The sequence below is a fragment of the Streptococcus oralis ATCC 49296 genome (assembly GCF_000185265.1).
Lineage (GTDB): Bacteria > Bacillota > Bacilli > Lactobacillales > Streptococcaceae > Streptococcus > Streptococcus oralis_BC.
The window spans coordinates 1,350,567-1,374,686 of record NZ_GL622183.1; the positions used below are offsets into that span (position 1 = coordinate 1,350,567).

A 24,120-nucleotide genomic window follows, 5' to 3' on the forward strand; every position below is an offset into this window, starting at 1 on the left:
AATATATCTAAATTTACATTTAAAACTATCATATAATATTAATTTTTTATTTATTTTCTTCCTTTTAATAGAGAATGAATAGAGAAGAATTTAACACTAAGAAGAGAAGAAGTTTGTAACTGATGATATTGAAAAGAAAGTGCAGAGTTGCTTCAATATCCAGCTTAAAATGGTATAATAGTGGTAAAACGAAAGCAAGGAGGAGAAGAAATGATTACACAGCTCGACACCAAGACTGTTTATAGTTTTATGGAAAGTGTGGTTTCGATTGAAAAATATGTACAAATGGCTAAAGAATACGGCTATTCTCACCTTGCTATCATGGATGTGGATAATCTCTATGGAGCCTATCATTTTCTAGAAGCGACTCGTAAGCATTGCATTCAACCTTTAGTCGGTCTAGAAATGACCTTGGTCAAAGATGAGGAGAATCTCTCTCTACGTTTTCTAGCCCTATCCACTAAAGGTTATCAAGAGTTGATGAAGTTATCCACTTTAAAAATGACTGGACGGAAAAATTGGTCTGACTTCACCTCCCACCTCGAAGATGTGGCTATTATTGTTCCCTATTTTAATGGGGTCGAACAGCTGGATTTGGGGGTTGATTATTTTATCGGTGTTAGTCCAGATACTCCTCAAGAAGTATTTACCAGACCCATTCTTCCACTCTATCAAGTCAACTCTTTTGAAAAAGAAGACCTACAGGTTTTACAAATCTTGTCAGCAGTCAAGGACAATGTCAGTCTGAGAGATGTGGATCTACATTCACAACAGGGGATTTTTTTACCTGCCTCAGACTTGGAAGCACGGTTTAAAAATCGCTTCCCTCAGGCACTTGCCAATCTCCAAGGTCTGATAGAGAATGTAAGCTATCAAATCGACACAAGTTTAAAACTCCCTCGCTTTAATCCTGAAAGACCAGCAGTAGAAGAACTTCGAGAGAGGGCTGAGCAAGGCTTGAGTGACAAGGGGTTGGCCTCAGCTATTTATCATGAGCGACTAAATGAGGAGTTAGCTGTGATTCATGATATGGGCTTTGATGACTATTTCCTAGTTGTTTGGGATTTGCTCCGTTTTGGACGTTCCCAAGGATACTATATGGGAATGGGGCGTGGTTCTGCGGTTGGTAGTCTGGTGGCTTACTCACTTGATATCACAGGGATTGATCCGGTTGAAAAGAACTTGATTTTCGAGCGCTTTTTAAATCGTGAGCGCTACACCATGCCCGATATCGATATCGACATTCCTGACCTCTATAGACCAGAGTTCATTCGCTATGTTCGTGATCGCTATGGCAGTCAACATGTGGCACAGATTGTCACTTATTCGACCTTTGGAGCAAAACAGGCAATTCGTGATGTTTTCAAACGTTATGGTGTCCCTGAGTACGAATTAACCAATATTACGAAAAAAATCAGTTTTCGAGATACGCTAACGACAGCCTATGAAAAGAATCTACAGTTTAGGCAGGTCATCAATAGCAAAATGGAATATCAAAAAGCTTTTGAGATCGCTCGAAAGATTGAAGGGTATCCTCGTCAGACTTCTATCCATGCAGCTGGAGTCGTTATGAGTGACCAAGACCTGACAGACTATATCCCACTCAAATACGGTGAGGATATGCTGATCACCCAGTATGATGCTCATGGTGTTGAAGCCAATGGACTTCTAAAAATGGATTTCCTAGGTCTGCGTAACCTAACTTTTGTCCAAAAAATGCAGGAATTATTGGCTGAGTCAGAAGGTGTTCATCTGAAAATCGAAGAGATTGATTTGGAAGACAAAGAAACTCTGGCCCTCTTTGCTGCTGGAAATACCAAGGGGATTTTCCAATTTGAACAACCTGGCGCCATTCGGCTCTTGAAACGAGTTCAGCCGCAAGTCTTTGAAGAGGTAGTAGCAACGACATCCCTCAATAGACCGGGGGCAAGTGATTATATTGATAATTTTGTCGCTCGTAAGCATGGTAAAGAAAAGGTGACGGTGTTAGACCCTGCCTTAGAAGACATCCTTTCATCAACCTACGGTATTATGCTCTATCAAGAGCAGGTCATGCAGGTAGCTCAACGCTTTGGAGGATTCAGTCTTGGTAAAGCCGACATTCTCAGACGTGCCATGGGTAAGAAAAATGCCAAAGAGATGCATCTGATGAAGGAAGATTTTATCACAGGAGCTATGAAATTGGGGCATACAGAAGAAAAGGCCAACCAAGTTTTTGCAGTGATGGAAAAGTTTGCAGGCTATGGATTTAACCGATCCCACGCTTATGCCTACTCAGCACTGGCATTCCAACTAGCTTATTTCAAGACACACTATCCTGCTATTTTCTTTCAAGTTATGTTGAACTATTCTAGCAGTGATTACATTGTAGATGCATTGCAGATGGGCTTTGAAGTAGCTCCCTTAGCAATCAACAGCATTCCCTATCATGATAAAATTGCTCAGAAGAAAATCCATCTTGGTCTAAAAGCCATTAAGGGAATGCCAAGAGATTTGTCTTACTGGATTATTGAAAATCGTCCTTTCTCAAGCATTGAAGATTTTGTCACACGTCTTCCCAAGAATTACAAGAAATTGTCGCTTTTGACGCCTTTGGTTGAACTAGGACTTTTTGATGAATTTGACAAGAATCGCCAGAAAATCTTAGTGAACCTACCAAACTTATTTGTCTTTGTTGAGGAGTTAGGTGGACTCTTTGCGGATACAAATTATAGTTGGACTGAAGCTGATGATTTTACTGAGGCAGAGAAATTTTACAAAGAGCAGGAACTGATTGGGGTAGGTATCAGTCCCCATCCTCTCCAAACTCTTGCCAAACAAGCCCTATATCCGACCACTCCAATCACTAATCTAACCGAGGGAGCTCAAGCCACTCTCCTAGTTGAAGTGCAAAAGATTAAAGTGATTCGAACCAAGAAAGGCGAGAGTATGGCTTTTCTACAGGTTCATGATAGTAAGTCTCGGATGGATGTAACTGTATTTTCAGACCAATATAGAAAATTTGCTTCCAATTTATCCGAAGGGAAATTTTACTACATCAATGGCAAAGTTCAATCTCGAGATGGTCGTCTGCAAATGATTGCACAAGATTTGAAAGAAGCAGTGGCGGAACGATTCTGGATTCAAGTTAAAAATCATGAAAATGATAAAGAGATTTCAAATATCCTAGAACAATACAAAGGCCCAATCCCTGTCATTATCAGGTATGAAGAGGAAGGAAAAACGGTTGTTTCTACAAAACATTTTGTAAGAAAAGATTCTGCTCTAGAGGAAAAATTAGAGGTAATTGCTATGAAAACGATTTATCGCTAAAAATACGGAAAATAGAAGAATTTTCGATTTAAATGTGGTATAATCAGTAAGAATGTTAAAAGAAAAAGGAGCATAAACCAAATGAAACGTATTGCTGTTTTGACCAGTGGTGGAGACGCCCCTGGTATGAATGCTGCCATCCGTGCAGTAGTTCGCCAAGCAATCTCAGAAGGAATGGAAGTTTTTGGTATCTATGATGGATACGCAGGTATGGTTGCCGGTGAAATTTATCCACTTGATGCTGCTTCTGTGGGAGACATCATTTCACGTGGTGGTACTTTCCTTCACTCTGCTCGTTACCCTGAGTTTGCACAGCTTGAAGGCCAACTTAAAGGGATTGAGCAATTGAAAAAACACGGTATCGAAGGAGTCGTAGTTATCGGTGGTGATGGTTCTTATCATGGAGCTATGCGCTTGACTGAGCATGGATTCCCTGCTATTGGACTTCCAGGTACAATCGATAACGATATCGTAGGTACTGACTTTACAATCGGATTTGATACTGCAGTTACGACTGCAATGGATGCGATTGATAAGATTCGTGATACATCATCAAGTCACCGTCGTACTTTCGTTGTTGAAGTAATGGGACGTAACGCTGGTGATATCGCTCTTTGGGCTGGTATCGCAACTGGTGCTGATGAAATTATCATCCCTGAAGAAGGCTTCAAGATGGAAGATATCGTAGCTAGTATCAAAGCTGGTTATGAGCACGGTAAAAAACACAACATTATCGTTTTGGCTGAGGGAGTTATGTCAGCAGCTGAATTTGGTCAAAAACTAAAAGAAGCAGGAGACACTAGTGACCTTCGTGTAACAGAACTTGGTCACATCCAACGTGGTGGATCACCAACTGCGCGTGACCGTGTCTTGGCATCACGCATGGGGGCACACGCTGTTAAACTTCTTAAACAAGGAATCGGTGGTGTCGCTGTTGGTATCCGTAACGAGAAAATGGTTGAGAATCCAATTCTTGGAACAGCAGAAGAAGGAGCTTTGTTTAGCTTAACAGCTGATGGCAAGATCGTTGTTAACAACCCTCATAAAGCTGATCTTGAACTTTCTGATTTGAACAAGAGCTTGTCCTAATCAACTTTCATTAATTTGGTAACATGACCATAAAAGGTCGAATTATATAAAGGAGTCACAAAAATCATGAACAAACGTGTAAAAATCGTTGCAACTTTAGGTCCTGCGGTTGAAATCCGTGGTGGTAAAAAATTCGGTGAAGACGGATACTGGGGTGAAAAACTTGACGTTGAAGCTTCAGCTCAAAATATTGCTAAATTGATTGAAGCAGGAGCAAACACTTTCCGTTTCAACTTCTCACACGGTGACCACCAAGAACAAGGTGAGCGTATGGCAACTGTTAAACTTGCTGAAAAACTTGCAGGTAAAAAAGTTGGTTTCCTTCTTGATACTAAAGGACCTGAAATCCGTACAGAATTGTTCGAAGGTGAAGCTAAAGAGTACTCATACAAAACTGGTGAAAAAATCCGTGTTGCAACTAAACAAGGTATCAAATCAACTCGTGATGTGATTGCTTTGAACGTTGCTGGTGCCCTTGACATCTACGATGATGTTGAAGTTGGTCACCAAGTTTTGGTTGACGATGGTAAACTTGGTCTTCGTGTATTCGCAAAAGACGATGCAACTCGTGAATTTGAAGTAGTCGTTGAAAATGACGGTATCATTGCTAAGCAAAAAGGTGTAAACATCCCTAACACTAAAATTCCTTTCCCAGCTCTTGCTGAACGTGATAACGATGATATCCGTTTCGGTTTGGAACAAGGTATCAACTTCATCGCTATTTCATTTGTACGTACTGCAAAAGACGTTGAAGAAGTTCGTGCAATCTGTGAAGAAACTGGTAATGGTCACGTTCAATTGTTTGCGAAAATCGAAAACCAACAAGGTATCGATAACTTGGATGAAATCCTTGAAGTAGCTGATGGTATCATGATCGCCCGTGGTGACATGGGTATCGAAGTACCATTCGAAATGGTTCCAGTTTACCAAAAAATGATTATCACAAAAGTAAATGCAGCTGGTAAAGTCGCTATCACAGCAACAAACATGCTTGAAACTATGACTGAAAAACCACGTGCAACGCGTTCAGAAGTATCAGACGTGTTTAACGCTGTTATCGACGGAACCGACGCTACAATGCTTTCAGGTGAATCTGCAAATGGTAAATACCCACTTGAGTCAGTAACAACAATGGCTACAATTGACAAGAACGCTCAAACTCTTTTAAAAGAATACGGTCGCTTGTCGTCTGTTAACTTGTCACGTAATTCTAAGACTGAGGTTATGGCTTCAGCTGTTAAGGATGCGACAAACTCTATGAATATCAAGTTGGTGGTTACTCTTACTAAGACAGGTCACACTGCTCGTTTGATTTCTAAATACCGTCCAGATGCTGATATCTTGGCAATCACTTTCGATGAATTGACTCAGCGTGGTTTGATGCTTAACTGGGGAGTTATCCCAGTAACAACTGATCGCCCATCAAACACTGATGATATGTTTGATCTCGCTGAAAGAATTGCAGTTGAGCAAGGTTTGGTAGAATCTGGTGACGATATCGTTATCGTTGCAGGTGTGCCACTTGGAGAAGCTGTTCGTACAAACACAATGCGTATCCGTACAGTACGTTAATCTAACACAAAAACCTATCATTTCAGGCTGAAAAGCTTGAGTGATAGGTCTTTTTTTATCAAAATGAGATGGTATTTAGTAAATAGGAATGGGAAAAAACTGAAAATTATGGTATAATAGAATGAAAAGACCTTTTTAGTAAATTTTGAAAGAGTAAAACATGAGAAAAATTGTCATCAATGGTGGACGTCCATTGCAAGGTGAGATCACCATTAGTGGTGCTAAAAATAGTGTTGTAGCGCTTATTCCAGCTATTATCTTATCAGATGATATTGTCACTTTAGATTGTGTTCCAGATATTTCAGACGTTGCTAGTCTTGTCGAAATCATGGAAATTATGGGGGCGACTGTTAAGCGTTATGAGGATGTCTTGGAGATTGATCCAAGAGGTGTTCAGAACATTCCTATGCCTTATGGCAAGATTAATAGCTTGCGTGCTTCTTATTATTTCTACGGAAGTCTTTTAGGTCGCTTTGGTGAAGCTACAGTTGGACTTCCTGGTGGATGTGATCTGGGACCTCGTCCGATTGACCTTCACTTAAAAGCATTTGAAGCCATGGGTGCTAAGGTCAGCTATGAGGGAGATAATATGAATTTATCTGCCCAAGGTAAGGGACTTCATGGCGCAAGTATTTACATGGATACCGTCAGCGTTGGAGCAACGATTAACACCATGATTGCTGCGGTTAAAGCTAAGGGACGCACTGTCATTGAAAATGCGGCTCGTGAACCAGAAATTATCGATGTTGCTACCCTTTTGAACAACATGGGGGCCCATATTCGTGGTGCAGGGACTGATATTATCATTATTGATGGTGTCGAGAAACTTCATGGAACTCGTCACCAAGTAATCCCAGACCGTATCGAAGCTGGAACCTATATTTCACTTGCTGCGGCGGTAGGAAAAGGAATTCGCATTAACAACGTTCTCTATGAACATTTAGAAGGCTTTATCGCCAAACTAGAGGAAATGGGCGTTCGTATGACGGTCTCAGAAGACAGTATCTTCGTTGAAGAACAGTCTGATTTGAAGGCCATCAATATCAAAACAGCTCCCTATCCAGGGTTCGCAACCGATTTGCAACAGCCTATCACGCCACTTTTACTAACTGCCCAAGGTCGTGGAACGATTATTGATACGATTTATGAGAAACGTGTCAATCATGTCTTTGAGTTAGCAAAAATGGATGCGGATATTACGACTACAAACGATCACATTATTTACAACGGTGGTCGTAAGTTACACGGGGCAAGTGTAAAAGCTACAGACTTGCGAGCTGGTGCTGCACTTGTCATCGCTGGTTTGATGGCTCAAGGTCAGACTGAAATTACGAATATTGAGTTTATCCTTCGTGGCTACTCAGATATTATTGAAAAATTGCGTAGTCTTGGAGCGGATATTACACTCGTTGAAGACTAAGCCGTTGAGGTGATTATGAATATTTGGACCAAATTAGCAATGTTTTCTTTTTTTGAAACGGAGCGCTTGTATTTGCGTCCTTTCTTTTTTAGTGACAGTCAAGCGTTTTTCGAGATTGCTTCAAACCCTGAGAATTTACAGTTTATTTTTCCCAGTCAAGCAAGTTTGGAAGAAAGTCAGTACGCCCTTGCTAACTATTTTATGAAGAATCCTCTGGGTGTTTGGGCAATTTGTCTCCAAGGAAATCAGGAAATGATTGGCTCCATTAAATTTGAAAAAATCGATGAAATCAAAAAAGAAGCAGAAATTGGTTACTTTTTAAAAAAGGATTCTTGGTCACAAGGTTTTATGACAGAAGTGGTTACAAAGCTTTGTCAGCTTTCCTTTGAAGAATTTGGTTTAAAACAATTATCCATCATCACTCATTTGGAGAATCAAGCTAGTCAAAAAGTAGCCTTAAAATCGGGCTTTAGCCTCGTACGACAGTTTAAGGGGAGCGATCGCTATACACGAAAAATGAGGGACTATCTTGAATTTCGATACATAAAAGGAGAATTCAATGAGTAAACACCAGGAAATTTTGTCCTATCTGGAAGAGTTGCCAATTGGAAAGAGAGTTAGTGTTCGCAGTATTTCCAATCACCTAGGTGTTAGTGACGGAACAGCCTACCGAGCTATCAAAGAAGCTGAAAATCGTGGCATCGTTGAAACTCGGCCACGTAGTGGAACCATACGAGTCAAGTCCCAGAAAGTGGCTATTGAGAGACTAACCTATGCTGAAATTGCTGAAGTCACCTCCTCTGAAGTTTTAGCTGGTCAGGAAGGGCTTGAGAGAGAGTTTAGTAAATTCTCCATTGGGGCTATGACAGAGCAAAATATCCTGTCCTATCTCCATGATGGCGGTCTTTTGATTGTAGGTGACCGTACTCGTATTCAACTTTTAGCCTTGGAAAATGAAAATGCAGTCCTCGTTACGGGTGGTTTTCATGTGCAGGACGATGTTCTTGAGTTGGCTAATAAAAAAGGGATTCCAGTTCTGAGGAGTAAACATGATACTTTTACAGTAGCGACCATGATTAACAAAGCCCTCTCAAATGTTCAAATCAAAACCGATATTCTGACAGTCGAAAAGCTCTATCGTCCCAGTCATGAGTATGGTTTTTTGAGAGAAACGGATACGGTCAAAGATTATCTAGACTTGGTCCGTAAGAACAGAAGTAGTCGTTTCCCAGTCATTAACCAACACCAAGTGGTTGTTGGGGTTGTTACCATGCGTGACGCAGGAGACAAGTCTCCCAGCACGACGATTGACAAGGTGATGACAAGAAGTATCTTCGTAACAGGTTTAGCGACCAATATTGCCAATGTCAGTCAACGAATGATTGCAGAAGACTTTGAGATGGTTCCCGTTGTCAGAAGCAACCAAACCCTACTCGGTGTCGTAACACGACGAGATGTCATGGAAAAGATGAGCCGTTCTCAAGTTTCTGCTTTACCGACTTTTTCAGAGCAAATCGGGCAAAAACTCTCTTATCATCATGATGAAGTCGTTATTACTGTTGAGCCCTTCATGCTGGAGAAAAATGGTGTCCTTGCTAATGGAGTCTTGGCTGAAATCCTCAACCATATGACCCAAGACCTCGTTGTCAATAGCGGGCGCAATCTTATCATTGAGCAGATGTTGATTTATTTCTTGCAGGCTGTGCAGATAGATGATACTCTGCGGATTCAGGCTCGGATTATTCACCACACGAGACGTTCAGCTATTATTGATTATGATATTTATCATGGTCATCAGATTGTTTCAAAAGCAAATGTTACGGTTAAAATTAATTAGAATCTAGGAGAAAAAATGATAACTTTAAAATCAGCACGTGAAATCGAAGCCATGGACAAGGCTGGTGATTTCCTAGCAAGTATCCATATTGGCTTACGTGATTTGATTAAGCCAGGCGTAGATATGTGGGAAGTAGAAGAATATGTTCGTCGCCGTTGTAAAGAGGAAAATTTCCTTCCTCTACAGATTGGAGTAGATGGTGCAGTCATGGATTACCCCTATGCCACTTGTTGCTCTCTCAACGACGAAGTAGCTCACGCTTTTCCACGTCATTACATCTTGAAAGATGGTGACTTGCTCAAGGTTGATATGGTACTGGGTGGTCCGATTGCCAAATCTGACCTCAATGTATCTAAACTCAACTTCAACAATGTTGAGCAAATGAAAAAATACACCCAAAGTTATACTGGCGGTTTAGCTGACTCATGTTGGGCTTATGCGGTCGGTACACCGTCTGAAGAAGTGAAGAACTTGATGGACGTGACCAAGAAAGCTATGTATGTAGGGATTGAGCAAGCAGTCGTTGGAAACCGTATTGGCGATATCGGTGCGGCCATTCAAGAATACGCTGAAAGTCGTGGTTATGGTGTAGTGCGTGATTTGGTTGGTCACGGAGTTGGTCCAACTATGCACGAGGAGCCAATGGTCCCTAACTACGGTGTTGCAGGTCGTGGTCTCCGTCTCCGTGAAGGAATGGTGTTGACTATTGAACCCATGATCAATACTGGGGATTGGGAAATTGATACAGATATGAAAACTGGCTGGGCTCATAAAACCATCGATGGCAGCCTATCTTGTCAATATGAACACCAGTTTGTGATTACAAAAGACGGTCCTGTTATCTTGACAAGTCAAGGTGAAGAAGGAACGTATTAAAACGAAAGGGGCATAGCTCCTTTTTTTATGTCAAATTTTATCAAAATAAATAAGCGTAGCGGACTTCTTACAAATTTATTCTTTTGTAGTAAAATAGGATTAGAATTTTGAGAAAGTAGGTAATTCGTTGGAGTCGATTATATTTCTAGTATCCGTTTTTTTAGCAGGTATCCTGTCCTTCTTTTCACCCTGCATCTTTCCTTTGCTACCTGTCTATGCTGGTATTTTACTGGATAATCAGGGAAATTCGAAAAGCTTTCGCTTTTTTGGAAGAGACGTTGCATGGTCAGGTTTAATTCGAACCTTGTGCTTTATTGCTGGAATCTCCCTCATTTTCTTTATTTTAGGATTTGGAGCTGGATTCCTAGGGCACATGCTCTATGCAGACTGGTTTCGTTATGCTATGGGAATAGTCATTATTCTTTTAGGGCTTCACCAGATGGAAATCTTGCATTTCAATAAACTGGAAGTTCAAAAGACAGTCACCTTCAAAAAATCACAGTCGAATCACTATCTGTCAGCCTTCTTGCTTGGGATAACCTTTAGTTTTGGTTGGACCCCTTGTATCGGACCAGTCTTAAGTTCAGTCTTGGCTCTTGCAGCTTCAGGAGGCAATGGTGCTTGGCAAGGAGCTGTGTTAACATTAGTATATACATTGGGAATGGCCCTTCCTTTCATTGTTTTGGCCTTGGCTTCGGGCTGGATTATGCCCTATTTTAGTAAATTAAAACCCCATATGATTCTACTAAAGAAAATCGGGGGAGCTTTGATTATTTTGATGGGATTATTATTAATGCTAGGGCAGTTAAATGCCTTGTCAGGAATTCTTGGATAAAAGGAGAAGAAAATGAAAAAAGTTATTTTTGCTGGATTGAGCCTCATGTCTCTATTCTTGTTGATTGCTTGTGGTGAAAAAGAAACCAAACAGACAAGCAGTCCAAAACAACCTGCTGTACAACAAATCGCAGTCGGTAAGGATGCGCCAGACTTTACCTTGCAGTCTATGGATGGCAAAGAAGTCAAGTTATCAGACTATAAAGGGAAAAAGGTCTATTTAAAATTCTGGGCTTCTTGGTGTGGACCATGCAAAAAAAGCATGCCTGAGCTGATGGAATTAGCTTCCAAACAAGATCGAGACTTTGAAATCTTGAGTGTCATTGCACCTGGTCTACAAGGTGAAAAAACAGTTCAAGACTTTCCAAAATGGTACCAAGAACAAGGTTACAAGGATATTCCAGTTCTATATGATACCCAAGCAACTACCTTCCAAGCCTACCAAATTCGTAGTATTCCAACGGAATACTTGATTGACAGTCAAGGTAAAATCGGAAAAATCCAATTTGGTGCTATTAGCAACGCTGATGCAGAAGCGGCTTTTAAAGAAATGAAATAAAGAAAAAATCGCGATTATTCGCGATTTTTTTATAGTTTTTCATTGATAAAGCGGATAAATTGATTCCACCAAACCTTCAAAAAGAAGGCTTTTTCTACTTTCTTTTCAGAAACCATTTCAAAAGATGGTTTGTCGGAAGTGAGATAGCCCTGGCCGACCAAATCCTGATCATCATAGGTCAGAGTACCAACAACCTTTCCTTCTTCTAGTGGAGCCATTTCTGATGTTGATTTCGGTGTGAATTGGAGAACTGGTGTAGTACCGCTTCCGATGCGTTGGACGATGGAAATGTCTGACTTAGCGACAGCTATCACACTATCTTCCTTACCATCAAGAACTGTTACTTTACTATCGTTGTATGCTTCACCTTTCTGAACGACAGTTTTTAAGGCAAAGTTTGCAGAAATATAATCTAAAAGTGCAGAAGTTGCAGTAAAACGTGCATAAGGGTTGGTATCTTGTTGATCTGCATTCAAAACAACCGTAATAATACGCATCCCTTTCTCGACAGTCGTTCCAACGAATGAAGCACCAGCTTTATCAGTAGTACCTGTCTTTAGTCCATCAATACCACCACGATAGGCAGGCATTCCCTCCAACATATAGTTGGTTGAGTGGATTTCAAGTCCTGCAAAGGTAGAAGTTGGTTTTTTTGTAATTTCCAAAACTTGAGGATAATCTCGGATGAGGTTACGAGCGACGATTGCAACATCGTAGGCACTCAACTTGTTTTCATCGTCTTTTTTAGAACCAGGATAGATATTATCGCCAAGGGTCTCATTATTTAAACCAGTTGTGTTTACAATAGTTGCATCTTGAATTCCCCATTCAAGAAGTTTAGCCCTCATCTTGTCTACGAAGTCTTTCTCAGAACCAGCAATCTTTTCTGCTAGTGCAATGGCAGCGCTGTTTGCACTGGATACCATTGTAGCCTCTAATAGTTGTTCAACAGTATAATTTCGAGCTTCCATAGGGACGTTACTCGCCTCAGAATTAGTTGTAAGTTTGTAAGGATAGTCCGAAATATCAACAGGTGTAGATAGGCTGATAGTTCCTTGATCCAGAGCTTCATAGACCAGATAAACTGTAACTAGTTTTGTAATAGAAGCAATTTCTACAGGCTGATTTGCATCTTTTTCATAGAGGATTTTTCCAGTTGTAGCCTCGACAGCAATGGCATGTTTAGCAGCAACATCAAACTCCTGAGCAGAAACAGTAGAAGCTGTTCCAAAAACAAAAAGTGTCATAAAAGATAAAATTATTTTTTTCATATTAGCTTTATTTTATCATAAAGAAAAAAAATATTCTCGCTTTTTTACTAAAGCCATCTTATCTTTTTCAGAAATATGGTAAAATAGAGAGAAGGAGGATACCTATGTTCCGTAGAAACAAATTATTTTTTTGGACAGCTGAAATTTTATTATTAACACTGATTTTCTATCTTTGGAGAGAAATGGGAGCCATTATTACTCCCTTTGTGACGGTTGTGAATACCATCATGATTCCATTTTTGCTTGGTGGATTTTTTTACTACATTACAAATCCAGTCGTTACTTTCTTAGAAAAGAGATGTAAGATCAATCGTCTAATTGGTGTCTTGGTCACTCTTTGTGCCTTGATTGGTGCTATCGTTGTGGGGGTCGTTTATCTCTTGCCGATTTTGATTAATCAGTTGACCAGCTTGATTATTTCTAGTCAAAATATCTATAGTAGACTACAAGATTTGATCATCGATTTGTCCATGAATCCAGTCTTCCAAAATATTGATATTCAAAAAACCATTCAACAGTTAAATCTATCCTATGTCGATATTCTCCAAAATATCCTTAACAGCGTTAGCAATAGTTTAGGAAGCGTTCTTTCAGCCTTGTTTAGTACAGTTCTGATTCTCATTATGACCCCTGTATTCTTGATTTATTTCTTGTTGGATGGTCATAAGTTGCTACCAATGTTGGAACGTACCGTCTTAAAACATGACAAATTGAATCTTTCTAGCCTTTTAACCAATCTCAATACAACCATAGCGCGCTATATCAGTGGAATTGCGATTGATGCGGTTATTATTGGATGTTTAGCCTATATTGGCTATAGCGTTATCGGATTAAAGTACGCCCTAGTTTTTGCTATTTTCTCTGGAATCGCAAATTTGATTCCTTATGTTGGTCCAAGTATTGGCTTGATTCCAATGGTGATTGCCAATGTGTTCACGGATCCTCATCGTATGTTGATTGCGGTTGCTTATATGCTTATTATTCAACAGATTGATGGGAATGTTCTCTATCCACGTATCGTTGGAGGAGTTATGAAAGTACATCCGATTACGATCTTAGTGCTCCTCTTACTGTCAAGTAATATCTACGGTGTCATAGGAATGGTCGTAGCAGTACCTACTTACTCCATTTTTAAAGAAATTACTAAGTTCCTAGCGAAATTATATGAAAACCATAAAGAAGCTAAGGAACTGGAAAAAACAGAATCAAATTAAAATCAGGGAAACCTGATTTTTTTGATGAAAATACTATCTCCAAACAAAATAAGTTTGAATTCATATTGCCACAAAGAAGCAGAAGAACAGGATTTGATAAGATTTAGATTAATTCACAAAATATGTGTAAAACACTTGCAATTTAGCAGAAATTTGATAAAATAGTAAGGAAAGTTAGACTGTATTGCCTACTGTCTATCTATAAAATATATTTTATTGGAGGCTTTTACTCAAATGGCAAAAGAAAAATACGATCGTAGTAAACCACACGTTAACATTGGTACTATCGGACACGTTGACCACGGTAAAACTACTTTGACTGCAGCTATCACAACTGTATTGGCACGTCGCTTGCCTTCAGCAGTTAACCAACCTAAAGACTATGCGTCTATCGATGCTGCTCCAGAAGAACGCGAACGCGGTATCACTATCAACACTGCGCACGTTGAGTACGAAACTGAAAAACGTCACTACGCTCACATCGACGCTCCAGGACACGCGGACTACGTTAAAAACATGATCACTGGTGCCGCTCAAATGGACGGAGCTATCCTTGTAGTAGCTTCAACTGACGGACCAATGCCACAAACTCGTGAGCACATCCTTCTTTCACGTCAGGTTGGTGTTAAACACCTTATCGTCTTCATGAACAAAATTGACTTGGTAGACGACGAAGAATTGCTTGAATTGGTTGAAATGGAAATCCGTGACCTCTTGTCAGAATACGACTTCCCAGGTGACGACCTTCCAGTTATCCAAGGTTCAGCTCTTAAAGCTCTTGAAGGTGACTCTAAATACGAAGACATCATCATGGAATTGATGAACACTGTTGACGAGTACATCCCAGAACCAGAACGTGACACTGAAAAACCATTGCTTCTTCCAGTCGAAGACGTATTCTCAATCACTGGACGTGGTACAGTTGCTTCAGGACGTATCGACCGTGGTACTGTTCGTGTCAACGACGAAATCGAAATCGTTGGTATCAAAGAAGAAACTCAAAAAGCAGTTGTTACTGGTGTTGAAATGTTCCGTAAACAACTTGACGAAGGTCTTGCTGGAGATAACGTAGGTGTCCTTCTTCGTGGTGTTCAACGTGACGAAATCGAACGTGGACAAGTTATCGCTAAACCAGGTTCAATCAACCCACACACTAAATTTAAAGGTGAAGTCTACATCCTTACTAAAGAAGAAGGTGGACGTCACACTCCATTCTTCAACAACTACCGTCCACAATTCTACTTCCGTACTACTGACGTTACAGGTTCAATCGAACTTCCTGCAGGTACTGAAATGGTAATGCCTGGTGATAACGTGACTATCGACGTTGAGTTGATCCACCCAATCGCCGTAGAACAAGGTACTACATTCTCTATCCGTGAGGGTGGACGTACTGTTGGTTCAGGTATGGTTACAGAAATCGAAGCTTAATTCGATTAAGTTCCCAGAAGAACAATTATTTAAGTCAGACACTAAAAGAATCTTGCCTTGCAAGGTTCTTTTTTCTTCTTACTCTATTTGAAGTGCTTCTACTCTAGCAGTATAATCGTTTTTTTGGTATAATAAAAGTTATGGAAATCGAAAAAACCAATCGTATGAACGCCCTTTTTGAATTTTATGCGGCGCTTTTGACAGACAAGCAGATGAACTATATTGAACTCTATTATGCTGATGATTACAGTCTTGCTGAGATTGCTGAAGAGTTCGGTGTCAGTCGTCAGGCTGTTTATGACAATATCAAGCGGACAGAAAAGATTCTAGAAGATTATGAGATGAAACTGCACATGTATTCGGACTACATTGTCCGTAGTCAGATTTTTGACCAGATCTTAGAGCGTTATCCCAAGGATGACTTTCTGCAGGAGCAGATAGAAATTTTAACAAGCATTGATAATAGAGAATAAGAGGAAGAAAAATGGCATTTGAAAGTTTAACAGAACGTTTACAGAACGTCTTTAAAAATCTACGTAAAAAAGGAAAAATTTCTGAGACTGATGTCCAAGAAGCAACCAAAGAGATTCGTTTGGCCTTGCTGGAAGCTGACGTTGCTTTGCCTGTTGTGAAGGACTTTATCAAGAAAGTTCGAGAACGTGCAGTTGGACACGAGGTCATTGATACCCTCAATCCAGCCCAACAGATTATCAAAATCGTTGATGAGGAATTGACAGCTGTTTTAGGTTCTGATACGGCAGAAATTATCAAGTCACCAAAAATTCCAACCATTATCATGATGGTCGGTTTGCAAGGGGCCGGTAAAACAACATTTGCTGGTAAGCTGGCTAATAAACTCAAGAAGGAAGAAAATGCACGTCCTTTGATGATTGCGGCAGATATTTATCGTCCAGCAGCCATCGATCAGCTGAAAACACTTGGACAACAAATCGATGTTCCTGTCTTTGCACTTGGAACAAAAGTGCCTGCTGTTGAAATTGTTCGCCAAGGTTTGGAGCAAGCGCAAGCCAATCACAACGACTATGTCTTGATCGATACGGCAGGGCGTTTGCAGATTGATGAGCTTTTGATGAATGAGCTTCGTGATGTTAAAGCACTGGCTCAGCCAAATGAAATCCTGCTCGTCATTGATGCCATGATTGGTCAGGAAGCGGCCAATGTTGCTCGTGAATTTAATGCTCAGTTAGAAGTGACTGGGGTTATTCTTACCAAGATTGATGGGGATACTCGTGGTGGTGCAGCTTTGTCTGTTCGTCACATCACTGGAAAACCTATCAAGTTCACTGGTACGGGTGAAAAGATAACAGATATCGAAACCTTCCACCCAGATCGTATGTCAAGCCGTATCCTTGGTATGGGGGATATGCTGACCTTGATTGAGAAAGCTTCTCAGGAATACGATGAGCAAAAAGCCCTTGAAATGGCTGAGAAGATGCGTGAAAATACCTTTGATTTCAATGATTTCATTGATCAATTGGATCAGGTGCAAAACATGGGGCCAATGGAAGACTTGCTCAAGATGATTCCAGGTATGGCTAACAACCCTGCCCTTCAAAATATGAAGGTGGATGAGCGCCAAATTGCGCGCAAACGTGCCATTGTATCTTCCATGACACCTGAGGAGCGTGAAAATCCCGATTTGTTAAATCCAAGTCGTCGACGTCGTATTGCTGCAGGTTCTGGAAATACCTTTGTTGAAGTCAATAAATTCATCAAGGACTTTAACCAGGCTAAACAGCTCATGCAGGGTGTCATGTCTGGGGATATGAACAAGATGATGAAACAAATGGGAATCAATCCCAATAACCTTCCAAAAAATATGCCAAATATGGGAGGGATGGATATGTCTGCCCTTGAAGGCATGATGGGACAAGGTGGAATGCCGGATATGTCAGGTCTCGGAGGAGCAGGCATGCCAGATATGATCCAGATGTTTGGTGGCGGACTCAAAGGTAAAATCGGTGAATTTGCTATGAAACAGTCTATGAAACGCATGGCCAACAAAATGAAAAAAGCGAAGAAAAAACGCAAATAAAAAAGGGAAGCAGAAGTGCTTTCCTTTTTGGTATAAAATATGTGCTTCCTATGATTAGGCAATTTTCTTAATTGAAAAATGACTAAATACAAAGAGAGATTTCAAAGCCTTGCATCCATTCGGATTTTACTGTGATTTCGATTTTTAAAGCATCTGCTAATTGTTTGACCAGATAGAGGCCCATGCCTGTTGATTTTTTCCTTGTCTCTCCTGAATCACCTGTAAATCCTTTTTCAAAGATATGAGGGAGGTCGCAAGCTTTAACTCCGCAGCCATTATCCCTAATAATCAGACTTGTACGTCCCTTGTCTTTTGATATATAAATATTGAGTTCGGGCTTGTCGGAGCTATATTTAATGGAGTTGGCTAGGATTTGAGAGAGGATAAATTCAAAACTGCGTTGATCGGTGTAGCAGATTCCTTGTATGTTTTCTACCTTAATCGTAAATTTCTTTTCTTTGAGCAAGGGATCAAAGTTTTCCAAAAGATCTTGGATACACTCTTCTAGGTCAAGGTATTCAAATAGAAAATCATTTTTCTCACTTTTCACCCTGTAGTAGAATAGGATCTGTGATACATTTTCTTGGATTTGCTTTTTCACATAGTCCAACTTAAAAGCTGTATCCTCAGGCAACTGGCCGCTTTGATTGTCCAAAAGGAGGGAAAGAAGCGACAGAGGGAGTTTAATCTCATGCGCCCATTTTTCAACATAGTCCTCATACTCGGCTAGTAATGAGTTGAGTTTTCCTATTTCAGCCTGCTTTTGATAAAGTGTATCTGCTATTTTTTCAATGCTTTCTTTTTCTGAGGCACTTGATAAATGCAATAATTCAAGCTCAGTATCCGTCTTGGGATTGGCTATGAAAGCTTTATAGGCAGATGATTTTTTTCTTTCTGTTCTTATAAGTAAGAATGATAGGATGAAAAAAAGCAGGACGGTGGCTAAAATATAGAGAAGGATGAGGGCTTGAAACATTCTCACATCTGAAAGCCAAAGCAGGACAGCTGTAAATAGATCAAATGCTAAGAGAACAAGTAACCAAGGCAGATAACTAGCTAGATATTTTAGATTATGTTTCATCTGGACTTACCTCTTCAAGCTTGTAACCAATACCTCTGACGGACTTGACTTGAAGGGCAATGCCAGCCTGTTTCATCACCTTTTTTAGCCTTGCAATGTTTACTTGTAGGGCATTTTCATCGATGAACTCAGTTGTATTCCACAGTTTCATACTTAGTTCTTCTTTTGTGATGACAGGAGCATTAGTAACCAATAAGGTTTCTAACAATTTCCCTTGATTTTGGGGGAGTAAAATCGAGTGTCCATTGATATAAAGGGTATAGGTCTGTCTATCCAGCAGAAAATTATCTTTTTCAAGTAGATTTCGTCTGCCTTCATAGCGTTTCAAGATATTTTCTATACGTGCCAAAAATCTTTCTTTCTTGAAAGGCTTTGTTAGATACTCATCTGCCCCTAATTTCAGGGCGTAAATCTCATCTTTTAGTTGTTCACGGGAGGTGAGAACCAATATGGGCACAGAGCGTTTGGACTTGAGATTTTTACAAATTTGAAAACCTGTTTCTCCCGGCAAATTCAAATCCAGTATGATTAAATCCGTATCGTATTGCAGTACTTGCTGGCTTGTATCTTTGAAGTCAGTCAACTTATCAACTTGATAACCCGTTTTCTCTAACAAAATAACAATTTCATCTCGAATCAAGGCTTCATCTTCAATAACCAGAATATGCTTCATACCGGTTCCTCCTTTTCCTAATTTATTTTACCTTATTCATCTCTTTTAGGTTCCATTAAGGATAACAAGTACTTGTTGCTATTTTTCTTTACAATTCTTATATAGATGACTTCAAATCCAGCCAAGAGCAGTACTATCAGCATGGCTGTGATAAATTTCTGCACCATGACCATTCTTGCGCTAGCCGGTACTATTCCTGTGAGGAGGGAGCTCACTCCGAAGCTACTACTGAGAAGTGCAAGGGCTATTGGCAGACCGAAATACCAGTTGATTTGTTTTTCTGACGATTTACAAAGAGTTTCGTAGTTAGCTCCAAGATGGATCAAGGTTTGATATCGTCTGTAGGATTGTCTTTGTCCCATCAAAAACTGGACGCCGATGATTGTATTTGCAACGACAAGGAAAATGATTGCCAGATAAATAGTAATATAGCTAGCAGAGATAATGTAAAATAATTGTCTTCCCATATTTTGTATATAACTTTCATAGCCAAGAGAAGTTTGATTCAGCTTTTCATTTGTATCTGAGATAGCTCTCATCAGGCCTTTTTCCTTGACTAGCTCAGGAGCCAAGATACCGCTGACATAGTTCGAATAGTGACCGTCTGTATAGTTCATAAAGACTTCATCTGTGACTATGAGGGCAACAGAGAGGGTGATTTCACGATCCGTTACAATCGGTAAAGACTGTACTTCGCCAATCAATTTTATATCATTTCCCATGACGTTGATTTGAGGATTTGTCTTTAGGACAGAGTTAACCAAGTTCTCATCAGGGAGAAAATCTTTTCCCATATACAAGTAGGCTTCCTTACTAGTTAATTCTAAAGGAGGGAGATTGGCAGCTTTTCTAAGTTCATTGTATTCGGAAACTGGTATGAGGTGGGAAGTAGTAGACTGTTTAAATCTTTGGAGCAAAATTTCCTTGTTCTTGCTGCCTTTTTGCTTTTTCAACTCATTGATGATCTCTTCGAAGGACACGGACTCGTTTTCTTTTGGTTTCCCGACTTTGATTTGTAGAATCTTTGAGAACTGTGATGCTAGTCCTTCTGCTTCAAGCTCTTTTTTAACTGTATTCACATCAATATTTTCATCTGATTCTTGCTTGCTATCTCTAAATGTATAATCCAATACGTGGGTTTGATTGCATGAATTGCCGCTTGCAATGGCAACACCTGCTCCAAAGAGGCATAAGGCAGAGAAGATTAAGAGGGAGCAGATGGCCAGTATAGTTGAGCGCTGGATAACTAATTCCTGAATCTGTCTAAAATTATAGGTATGGAGTTTTCGATTGCTACCAAGATTGACCAGAATGTCTATAAATAAACGCATACCAAAGAAGAGTAGTATAGTTCCTAGAGTTCCCAAGAGAACAGTGATGCCCATTGTTATGACATTTTCCCAAGCTCGTCCACTCATCCCCAAGTAATAGGCTGTTCCGAGAAGCAACATTCCGAGGACGGAAGCAAGAAGGTATACCCCCTTGGGAAGTAGTTTCTTCATACCAGAAGGAGAATAGGCAAGAAGATCTCCGATTTCCTTATTGGCTGTTTTTGCACTTAAAAGAACAAAGACGACTAATTTAACAGCTAGGAAGCCGATGACTGTATAGAGTAGAGCTGTAGTAGATAGAGAAAATTGATGTTCAATAATCCCTAGTCCCACAATTTTAGCGGTTATTAGGCTGATTAGTTCTGAAATCAAGATAGAAATTGGAAGGCCAATTCCAAGAGCAAGGACACTGTTTCTCAAATCCTCGAGCAGGAGTAGCAAGAACAGTTTGCTTCTTCGCATTCCCAGTGTGAGATAGACACCAAATTCATGTTTTCTCCTTTCCATCTGCATACTGCTTGCGAAGTAGACTAGAAAAAAGAGGATAAAGAGTGTTGCTACATAAAGAATCGGAATCATGCTAAAGAGTTTATTTACAGCGTCACTTTCTATTTGTTTTAGAAAGATCATCACATCTTGATGTGACAAAGAAAGGATGATGTAAAAGGAGATAATAGAAAGAATCATGGAACTGAAGTACAAGCCATTATTTTTTCGATCTCTCTTGCTATTTCTTGAGACTAATTTAGAAAACATTGCCATCACCTCCAGCTAGGGCCGCCATGACCTTTAGTATTCTGTGGTAGAAGTCTTCTTGACTTTCTCTTGGATAATCGCGACGGATTTCATGGAATAGTTTTCCGTCTTGGATAAACAAGATGCGGTTGCAATAGCTGGCAGCGACTGAATCGTGGGTCACCATGAGAATGGTGGTTTCTTCCGCTTGATTCATTTCGGATAATTTTTGCATCAAAATGGTCGCATTTTTTGAATCCAAAGCTCCTGTGGGCTCATCCGCAAATACAATCTTAGGGTCCAAAATCAAGGCACGAGCAGCAGCTACCCTTTGCCGTTGACCACCTGATAATTGAGATGGGAACTTATCCAGAAGTTCAGAAATATCCAGATATTGGGAAAGCAATTCTAACCGAACCTTGCTTTCGTTGGCATCGACCTTGTGCAAAGACAAGGGGAGTAAAATATTTTCTTTGGCTGTCAGATTATCCAAAAGCTCAAAATTTTGAAAGAGGTAGCCGATTTCCTTGCCACGATAATCAGCTAACTGACTACCTTTTAACTGACCTAAATCCTTTTCTTGCATTTGAATGGATCCGTCAGTTGGTTTGATAATGGTAGCGAGACAGTTAAGAAGGGTTGTTTTCCCAGAACCGCTACTCCCCATAATTCCTAAGAACTCACCTTTTACAACTTGGAAAGATATGCCGTTCAAGGCCTTGGTGCTATTCGGCTCTTTTCCATAATGCTTTGTTAATGATTCTACTCGTAAAATTGTTTCCATGTGAAACACCTCCATCTTTTGTTACTTTCATTATAGTATGAATCAGAGTAGAATAACACTTACGGATGATGTAAGAAATCTTTATCGCTGACATTTATAGTCAGGTTATTGGAGCTATACTTACTATATTATAGCATGGTTTCAGGGATTTAAAAAGGGGTGTTGAGAGTCGAGAAATTTTCTTAATATTGAAATTATAAAAAATAATACTACTGTAGTCCATGCTCCAGCAGTATTATTTATTATTTTATAGAAAATTCTATTCCCACTCAATTGAGACTGGTATATCCCTATCCCTTGTAAATCAAGGGTTTAGAAGGGTTATATACTTCAATGGGGGGGATTTTTCGGGGGGATTGATTTTTTCATATGTTGATTTCAATTAAATTTTACTCTTGTTTCTGATGCGGTTTGTATGGTAATTGCATTTGTAAGTAGTTGAGCTATCAATTTATCAGCACCACTGTACAAGTACTAATGATAGTCGGCTATCAGGAACATATTCATACGAAAAAAGCGGTATTGATGGTTCTGAAATGGGATTCGAAGACGAAGAATTGACATTGCATTACGAACTAAAAGTAAGTGGTGATGAAAACATATTTAATATCAATCTCCTTTCAGAGAGAGGCAATAATGTGAAGTACCTCTATTCCGAGAAAGTAGCTATTGATACAGACAAACAGATTATAAGTGATAACAATGGTACTGAGCTGAAATATTCAGTTTCTGGAGATTCTGTAACAATGCCTGATTTAGCAGGAGATAGTGGTGAAACAGTAACATTAAGTAAATAGAATAAACCAAAAAATAGAGCTTGATATGTAATCTATCAGGCTCTATTCTTGTAAGTTTGTAAGTAATATTTTATATTAATCATCTAATTACAGTTTTTTTACATTTTTTATTAATATTTCTGTATTGTCAATTAAAAATTTCCCATCATTATTACTAATAAACTCATTGATATATTTAAGAATACAAACATAATGATTATAGTAAACGTTATATGTATTTACATCTAAACAGAAGTGAGTTAAAGCAAATTTAACATGGTCAGTTCGTTTAATATCGGTGAAATCTACGATTTTTGCTCTATTGGCATCAATTTTCTTTCCTAGAGCATATCTATTTGGAATTTCGTTATTATCACTATTATGAATGATACTATAGTCATTCATAATGGGTGTATTTACTTTAAAATTTTCAAAAAAATGTTCTCTATTAATAAAAAGATTATGGGATTTTAATTCCTTAATTAATTTAATAATGGGTATATACAGGTTTGTGTTAAACATATTAATAGAGGTGATTCTATCTAACTCGTTTGTTAATATTTTAATTTGCTCGTCATAGCTTGTAAATAAGTTAAAACCCAGCAATTCATGCGAAAGTAGTCTATTTATTTCTGTAGGAGTCATATTTAAAACATTAGTAATTGCTTCAAAAGAGCAGACAGTTTCACTTCCATATAAAACCTTTATAATTCTTGATATGATATTAATAAAGCATGAATAGATTTTTATACTATAAAAGTCACTAACTTCTTGGACTTGTTCTAAAGTATAGTAATTCTTATCAATTATTTGTTTAAATATATCAGCTAACTTTTTCCTTGTTTCGGAAATATTGGATGTTTCATAAGTTAGAATTCGTCTATTACGTAAATCGAAAGGTAGTTCTGAAACATCGCCAAAATCAGAATTGAACACACAAATAACTCTATCCCACCCTAGACACTTTACTGCATATCCTAATTCAAATAATACGTTAGGGTTAGGAGTTCTTTTACCATTTAAACTACTGTTTATAATTGATATATCTGCTATAAATAGGCCACACTTATCAATTTTGGTTAATATTGAATCAACAATATCTGGACTACCTAGAACACCTTTTGTATCTCTGTCAATTTCAGTGATAAGAGAGTACGGAGAATCTTGGTTCATTTTTTTCAATGCTAATTTTATAGAATTCTCAATTAAATTTCTATTTGTTTTATTCGGTAAGTCAGATTGCCATGAAAAGAATATTGTAGTCATAAA

General features: G+C 39.2%; 20 protein-coding genes. 14 read left to right on the forward strand and 6 right to left on the reverse strand.

What is annotated here, in order from left to right; all coding sequences use genetic code 11:
- Positions 1–210 precede the first annotated feature (210 nt).
- From HMPREF8578_RS08765 to sdbB, 9 genes are all read left to right on the forward strand, one after another.
- Positions 211–3,312 (forward strand): DNA polymerase III subunit alpha, encoded by a 3,102-nt coding sequence (locus tag HMPREF8578_RS08765; RefSeq protein ID WP_000632658.1) that lies wholly within the window; start codon positions 211–213, stop codon positions 3,310–3,312.
- An 81-nt stretch (positions 3,313–3,393) separates the two neighbouring features.
- Positions 3,394–4,401, forward strand: a complete 1,008-nt coding sequence (gene pfkA, locus HMPREF8578_RS08770) for a 6-phosphofructokinase (RefSeq protein ID WP_000820881.1) — start codon at positions 3,394–3,396, stop codon at positions 4,399–4,401.
- 66 nt (positions 4,402–4,467) lie between these two features.
- Entirely contained in the window at positions 4,468–5,973 is a 1,506-nt protein-coding gene (gene pyk, locus HMPREF8578_RS08775) for a pyruvate kinase (protein ID WP_001042831.1), read from the forward strand.
- 160 nt (positions 5,974–6,133) lie between these two features.
- A complete protein-coding gene (locus HMPREF8578_RS08780; protein WP_001227109.1) occupies positions 6,134–7,393 on the forward strand; it encodes a UDP-N-acetylglucosamine 1-carboxyvinyltransferase in 1,260 nt (419 codons plus the stop codon).
- Positions 7,394–7,408: 15 nt separating this feature from the next.
- Entirely contained in the window at positions 7,409–7,960 is a 552-nt protein-coding gene (locus tag HMPREF8578_RS08785) for a GNAT family N-acetyltransferase (RefSeq protein WP_001028745.1), read from the forward strand.
- On the forward strand, positions 7,953–9,230 hold the full coding sequence (gene spxR, locus HMPREF8578_RS08790; protein WP_000033809.1) for a CBS-HotDog domain-containing transcription factor SpxR: 1,278 nt from the start codon (positions 7,953–7,955) through the stop codon (positions 9,228–9,230). The genes HMPREF8578_RS08785 and spxR overlap by 8 nt, the downstream gene beginning before the upstream one ends.
- 15 nt (positions 9,231–9,245) lie before the next feature.
- Complete coding sequence (locus tag HMPREF8578_RS08795; protein WP_000631559.1) at positions 9,246–10,106, forward strand: methionyl aminopeptidase; 861 nt, start codon at positions 9,246–9,248, stop codon at positions 10,104–10,106.
- 127 nt (positions 10,107–10,233) lie between these two features.
- Positions 10,234–10,941, forward strand: a complete 708-nt coding sequence (ccdA2, locus tag HMPREF8578_RS08800; RefSeq protein WP_000443815.1) for a thiol-disulfide oxidoreductase-associated membrane protein CcdA2 — start codon at positions 10,234–10,236, stop codon at positions 10,939–10,941.
- A gap of 12 nt (positions 10,942–10,953) precedes the next feature.
- Positions 10,954–11,499 carry a thiol-disulfide oxidoreductase-associated lipoprotein SdbB gene (gene sdbB, locus HMPREF8578_RS08805; RefSeq protein WP_000755593.1) on the forward strand — a complete coding sequence of 182 codons (546 nt, stop codon included), beginning with the start codon at positions 10,954–10,956 and terminating at the stop codon, positions 11,497–11,499.
- A 29-nt stretch (positions 11,500–11,528) separates the two neighbouring features.
- Here sdbB and pbp3 read toward each other — a convergent pair whose 3' ends face one another.
- Positions 11,529–12,770, reverse strand: coding sequence for a D-alanyl-D-alanine carboxypeptidase PBP3 (gene pbp3, locus HMPREF8578_RS08810; protein ID WP_000720629.1), 1,242 nt, complete (start codon positions 12,768–12,770; stop codon positions 11,529–11,531).
- A gap of 104 nt (positions 12,771–12,874) precedes the next feature.
- On the opposite strand from pbp3, the gene HMPREF8578_RS08815 reads away from it, so the two are divergent.
- From HMPREF8578_RS08815 to ffh, 4 genes are all read left to right on the forward strand, one after another.
- A complete protein-coding gene (locus HMPREF8578_RS08815) occupies positions 12,875–13,984 on the forward strand; it encodes an AI-2E family transporter (protein ID WP_000489827.1) in 1,110 nt (369 codons plus the stop codon).
- 234 nt (positions 13,985–14,218) lie between these two features.
- The gene (tuf, locus tag HMPREF8578_RS08820; protein ID WP_001040720.1) at positions 14,219–15,415 is read left to right on the forward strand and encodes an elongation factor Tu; all 1,197 of its coding nucleotides are present in this window, start codon (positions 14,219–14,221) and stop codon (positions 15,413–15,415) included.
- Positions 15,416–15,555: 140 nt separating this feature from the next.
- A complete protein-coding gene (locus tag HMPREF8578_RS08825) occupies positions 15,556–15,888 on the forward strand; it encodes a putative DNA-binding protein (protein WP_000402066.1) in 333 nt (110 codons plus the stop codon).
- 11 nt (positions 15,889–15,899) lie between these two features.
- Positions 15,900–17,471: a signal recognition particle protein gene (gene ffh / locus HMPREF8578_RS08830; protein WP_000863647.1), complete on the forward strand. Its 1,572-nt coding sequence runs from the start codon at positions 15,900–15,902 to the stop codon at positions 17,469–17,471.
- 82 nt (positions 17,472–17,553) lie between these two features.
- On the opposite strand, the gene HMPREF8578_RS08835 is transcribed toward ffh, so the two are convergent.
- The 4 genes from HMPREF8578_RS08835 to HMPREF8578_RS08850 are packed head-to-tail and all read right to left on the reverse strand — an operon-like array spanning position 17,554 to position 22,075.
- Entirely contained in the window at positions 17,554–18,552 is a 999-nt protein-coding gene (locus HMPREF8578_RS08835) for a sensor histidine kinase (protein ID WP_000682244.1), read from the reverse strand.
- Positions 18,542–19,225 (reverse strand): response regulator transcription factor, encoded by a 684-nt coding sequence (locus tag HMPREF8578_RS08840; RefSeq protein WP_000680571.1) that lies wholly within the window; start codon positions 19,223–19,225, stop codon positions 18,542–18,544. The genes HMPREF8578_RS08835 and HMPREF8578_RS08840 overlap by 11 nt, the downstream gene beginning before the upstream one ends.
- Before the next feature lie 32 nt (positions 19,226–19,257).
- A complete protein-coding gene (locus HMPREF8578_RS08845; protein WP_000491810.1) occupies positions 19,258–21,312 on the reverse strand; it encodes an FtsX-like permease family protein in 2,055 nt (684 codons plus the stop codon).
- On the reverse strand, positions 21,302–22,075 hold the full coding sequence (locus tag HMPREF8578_RS08850) for an ABC transporter ATP-binding protein (RefSeq protein WP_000447874.1): 774 nt from the start codon (positions 22,073–22,075) through the stop codon (positions 21,302–21,304). The genes HMPREF8578_RS08845 and HMPREF8578_RS08850 overlap by 11 nt, the downstream gene beginning before the upstream one ends.
- Before the next feature lie 536 nt (positions 22,076–22,611).
- On the opposite strand from HMPREF8578_RS08850, the gene HMPREF8578_RS08855 reads away from it, so the two are divergent.
- Complete coding sequence (locus HMPREF8578_RS08855) at positions 22,612–22,872, forward strand: hypothetical protein (RefSeq protein ID WP_000505233.1); 261 nt, start codon at positions 22,612–22,614, stop codon at positions 22,870–22,872.
- An 87-nt stretch (positions 22,873–22,959) separates the two neighbouring features.
- Here the strand turns inward: HMPREF8578_RS08855 and HMPREF8578_RS08860 are convergent, their stop codons facing one another.
- A complete protein-coding gene (locus tag HMPREF8578_RS08860; protein ID WP_002893217.1) occupies positions 22,960–24,117 on the reverse strand; it encodes a hypothetical protein in 1,158 nt (385 codons plus the stop codon).
- Positions 24,118–24,120: the final 3 nt, after the last annotated feature.

Coding starts and splice junctions, on each gene's coding strand:
- HMPREF8578_RS08825 (WP_000402066.1), top strand. CDS start 15,556: ATGGAAATCGAAAAAACCAATCGTATGAACGCCCTTTTTGAATTTTAT.
- HMPREF8578_RS08815 (WP_000489827.1), top strand. CDS start 12,875: ATGTTCCGTAGAAACAAATTATTTTTTTGGACAGCTGAAATTTTATTA.
- HMPREF8578_RS08860 (WP_002893217.1), bottom strand. CDS start 24,117: ATGACTACAATATTCTTTTCATGGCAATCTGACTTACCGAATAAAACA.
- sdbB (WP_000755593.1), top strand. CDS start 10,954: ATGAAAAAAGTTATTTTTGCTGGATTGAGCCTCATGTCTCTATTCTTG.
- pbp3 (WP_000720629.1), bottom strand. CDS start 12,770: ATGAAAAAAATAATTTTATCTTTTATGACACTTTTTGTTTTTGGAACA.
- HMPREF8578_RS08840 (WP_000680571.1), bottom strand. CDS start 19,225: ATGAAGCATATTCTGGTTATTGAAGATGAAGCCTTGATTCGAGATGAA.
- tuf (WP_001040720.1), top strand. CDS start 14,219: ATGGCAAAAGAAAAATACGATCGTAGTAAACCACACGTTAACATTGGT.
- HMPREF8578_RS08845 (WP_000491810.1), bottom strand. CDS start 21,312: ATGTTTTCTAAATTAGTCTCAAGAAATAGCAAGAGAGATCGAAAAAAT.
- HMPREF8578_RS08835 (WP_000682244.1), bottom strand. CDS start 18,552: ATGAAACATAATCTAAAATATCTAGCTAGTTATCTGCCTTGGTTACTT.
- HMPREF8578_RS08765 (WP_000632658.1), top strand. CDS start 211: ATGATTACACAGCTCGACACCAAGACTGTTTATAGTTTTATGGAAAGT.
- pyk (WP_001042831.1), top strand. CDS start 4,468: ATGAACAAACGTGTAAAAATCGTTGCAACTTTAGGTCCTGCGGTTGAA.
- spxR (WP_000033809.1), top strand. CDS start 7,953: ATGAGTAAACACCAGGAAATTTTGTCCTATCTGGAAGAGTTGCCAATT.
- HMPREF8578_RS08855 (WP_000505233.1), top strand. CDS start 22,612: ATGGGATTCGAAGACGAAGAATTGACATTGCATTACGAACTAAAAGTA.
- HMPREF8578_RS08850 (WP_000447874.1), bottom strand. CDS start 22,075: ATGGAAACAATTTTACGAGTAGAATCATTAACAAAGCATTATGGAAAA.
- HMPREF8578_RS08785 (WP_001028745.1), top strand. CDS start 7,409: ATGAATATTTGGACCAAATTAGCAATGTTTTCTTTTTTTGAAACGGAG.
- HMPREF8578_RS08780 (WP_001227109.1), top strand. CDS start 6,134: ATGAGAAAAATTGTCATCAATGGTGGACGTCCATTGCAAGGTGAGATC.
- ffh (WP_000863647.1), top strand. CDS start 15,900: ATGGCATTTGAAAGTTTAACAGAACGTTTACAGAACGTCTTTAAAAAT.
- HMPREF8578_RS08795 (WP_000631559.1), top strand. CDS start 9,246: ATGATAACTTTAAAATCAGCACGTGAAATCGAAGCCATGGACAAGGCT.
- pfkA (WP_000820881.1), top strand. CDS start 3,394: ATGAAACGTATTGCTGTTTTGACCAGTGGTGGAGACGCCCCTGGTATG.